The organism is Sphingobium sp. (genome assembly GCF_035511395.1).
Classification (GTDB): domain Bacteria; phylum Pseudomonadota; class Alphaproteobacteria; order Sphingomonadales; family Sphingomonadaceae; genus Sphingobium.
The window spans coordinates 1-2,488 of record NZ_DATKFP010000022.1 but is presented as its reverse complement, the minus strand read 5'-3'; the positions used below and the strand labels follow the sequence as shown (position 1 = coordinate 2,488).

Here is a 2,488-nt window from a genome sequence, read left to right as displayed (position 1 = left end):
CGAGGCGGCGGGGATCAACACCACCCGCTGGCAATATAAGCACACCGCCATGGTCACGGCGATCGACCATGAGGTGCCGCACGCCAATACCGCCTATGAGATTTTCTACGTCGGCGGCCCCTTCGCGCTGTTGCCGATGCTGCCGGGTACGCGGTCGGCCGTGGTTTGGACCGTGCCGACCGAGCAAGCGCCGGCGATGATGAAATTGTCCGAGCGCGCCTGGCTGGCCGAAGCGCAGAAGCGGATCGGCGGATTTTTGGGCGAGATAAGGCTGGCCGGGCCGCGATCCTCCTATCCGCTCGGCTTCCATCATGCCGCGCGGATCACCGACACCCGGCTCGCGCTGGTGGGCGACAGCGCCCATGCCATCCACCCGATCGCGGGACAGGGGCTGAACCTGGGCTTCCGCGATGTTGCCGCGCTCGTCGAAGTGCTGGTGGAAGGAATGCGCCTTGGCCTCGATCCGGGGGATGCGCAGCTGCTGGCACGCTATCAGCGCTGGCGCGGCCTCGATTCGATGATGACCAGCGTGGCGATGGACGGGCTGGTGCGCCTGTTCGATGTGCCGGGGAAGCTGCCCTCGCTGGTGCGTCGGGCGGGACTGGCGGCGGTGCAGCGCACGTCGCTGCTCAAGAACCGTTTCATGGCCGAAGCGCGAGGGCAGTCCGGTGCCCTGCCCCGCCTGCTGGCGGGCGAGATGATCTGAGGATTGCTGCGGCGGCTTTGAGGAGGTCAGGCGTCGGCGAGGAGGGGACACCCGATATCCGTTCGGCCCATCGACAAGCTCAGAGCGAACGGAGGTCGGGGAAATCCGACCGTCCGCAATCCACCAAACCAGCCATCCCCGCTTGCCTCTTACAAATCCACGCCCGCAGCGATGGCTTCCAGCTTGCGAATGCGTTCCTTGAGATCGGCGACCTCGATCCGCGCCACGGCCGATGGCGGCGCGCTGTCTTCCACGCGACGGCCGAGTTCAGCGCGCTTCAGTTCGAGCCAGCCGTTCCAGCCGCGCAGCGCCGCGACCGCGATGATGGCGAGACCGGCAAGGCTGGTCGCCGCGAGAGTGATGTAGAGATAAGGGTCCTGCATAAATGCCTCCCTGCCCGGACGCGCGCTGTTCAGTCGCGGTCCCGGAGTTTTTCGAATTCCCGCTCCAGCGCGCTGGAGCCGTCCGTGGCCAGCCGTTCCAGCACGGCCACACGATCCTTGAGCGCCTTCACCTCGGCGCGCAGCCGTTCCGCTTCCGGATCAGGACCGCGCTGGATGAAGTCCTCGCCCTTGTGGCGGCGCACGACGCCATATTTGGCGCGGACGACACTGGCGATGGCGGTGATCGCGACGATGGCGACGACCATTTCAAACGGATTCATGTTTCTTTCCTCCCTCTTGGCGCGCCGGCGTCCGGTCAGTTGGCCGGGCTGCGCAGCCGTTCGATTTCGCGATCGAGTTGATGGCTTTCGTCAGTCACGATCCGCTCCACCACGGCGAGCCGATCCTTCATCGACCCGATCTACGCACGGAGCTGGGCATTTTCCTGGCTCAGCAGCTTGATACGCTCGACCATTTCCTCATTCTTTTGCGGATAGACCGCCTTGCCCCAGCTGTTTTCCAGCGGATAGCCATGCTTGATGCGCAGCCAGGTGGTGAAGATCCAGCCGGCGACGGCCAGCGAACCGACGATGACCGCGACAGGCGCAAAGGCTTCGAATGGAAACATCATGATCTACTCCCTTGCCTGGTCGGTCAGCGCAGTGCGTCGATTTCGCGCGCGGTGCGGGTGGCGGGATCGGTGGCGATCCTCTCCAGCACGGCGATGCGTTCCTCAAGACGGCTGATTCGGCCAACCAGCATTTCGTTTTCGTTTGATAAAAGGTCGATTTTTCGACCGGCGTCGGGATCGGATCGATGAACGGTGTTTCCGTTGTCGTCCGTCAGCGGATAGCCATGCTTGACGCGGAGCCAGGTGGTGATCACCCAGGCGCCCATGGACAGGGCGACGATCGCGACGATGAAGCTGGGTCCGGCGAAGTTCATGATCCTCTGCTCCCTTCAGTTCCCCTCCGACGATAGCCGTCAGCGCAGGCTTTCGATCTCGTCCGACAGGCGGGTGTTGCGGCTGGTATAATAGATTTCGATGTCGGCCAGGCGGCGATCGATGTCGCGGAACTTGGACCGGACGTCACGGGTAGAGCGGGTCGGGTTGGTGCGCACGCCCTGCCAGAATTTCTCATCGTCGCGATCCGCATAGAGGCCCGACGGCTTGTTCTCGGCGAAATATGCGGCGGCGAAATAGGCGATCAGCGACCAGGGGAAGGCGCCCATCAGGGTGACGAGGACGGCGCCGACCCGGACCCAGACCACGTCGATCCCGGTATAGTCGGCAATGCCGGCGCATACGCCCATCCATTTGCCATTCTGCTTGTCGAGGTAGAATTTGGTGCGGCGGGCGGTCATGTCAGTTCCTCCGGTCGAAGCTGTAGTCGTCCGG

Annotated in this window: 5 protein-coding genes and 1 pseudogene; 1 reads left to right on the top strand and 5 read right to left on the bottom strand. The window is 63.9% G+C overall.

All coding sequences use genetic code 11. The features are described 5' to 3' along the window. Positions 1-706: FAD-dependent monooxygenase (locus VMR39_RS00975; protein WP_325413463.1), on the top strand; the 706-nt coding region annotated here is incomplete at its 5' end. A gap of 149 nt (positions 707-855) precedes the next feature. Here VMR39_RS00975 and VMR39_RS00970 read toward each other — a convergent pair. The 5 genes and pseudogenes from VMR39_RS00970 to pspC form a co-directional block, all read right to left on the bottom strand. Beyond that, positions 856-1,089, bottom strand: coding sequence for a hypothetical protein (locus VMR39_RS00970; RefSeq protein ID WP_325413461.1), 234 nt, complete (start codon positions 1,087-1,089; stop codon positions 856-858). A 29-nt stretch (positions 1,090-1,118) separates the two neighbouring features. Then, entirely contained in the window at positions 1,119-1,370 is a 252-nt protein-coding gene (locus VMR39_RS00965) for a hypothetical protein (RefSeq protein ID WP_179044823.1), read from the bottom strand. 35 nt (positions 1,371-1,405) lie between these two features. Next, positions 1,406-1,717: pseudogene (locus VMR39_RS00960) on the bottom strand (hypothetical protein). Between the two features lie 26 nt (positions 1,718-1,743). Beyond that, positions 1,744-2,034: a hypothetical protein gene (locus VMR39_RS00955; RefSeq protein ID WP_325413457.1), complete on the bottom strand. Its 291-nt coding sequence runs from the start codon at positions 2,032-2,034 to the stop codon at positions 1,744-1,746. Positions 2,035-2,073: 39 nt separating this feature from the next. Continuing rightward, the gene (gene pspC, locus VMR39_RS00950) at positions 2,074-2,454 is read right to left on the bottom strand and encodes an envelope stress response membrane protein PspC (RefSeq protein ID WP_325413465.1); all 381 of its coding nucleotides are present in this window, start codon (positions 2,452-2,454) and stop codon (positions 2,074-2,076) included. Positions 2,455-2,488 lie beyond the last annotated feature (34 nt).

Bases quoted from the DNA above. Each gene is read 5' to 3' on its own strand.
- VMR39_RS00970 (WP_325413461.1), bottom strand. From the start codon at position 1,089: ATGCAGGACCCTTATCTCTACATCACTCTCGCGGCGACCAGCCTTGCC.
- VMR39_RS00965 (WP_179044823.1), bottom strand. From the start codon at position 1,370: ATGAATCCGTTTGAAATGGTCGTCGCCATCGTCGCGATCACCGCCATC.
- VMR39_RS00955 (WP_325413457.1), bottom strand. From the start codon at position 2,034: ATGAACTTCGCCGGACCCAGCTTCATCGTCGCGATCGTCGCCCTGTCC.
- pspC (WP_325413465.1), bottom strand. From the start codon at position 2,454: ATGACCGCCCGCCGCACCAAATTCTACCTCGACAAGCAGAATGGCAAA.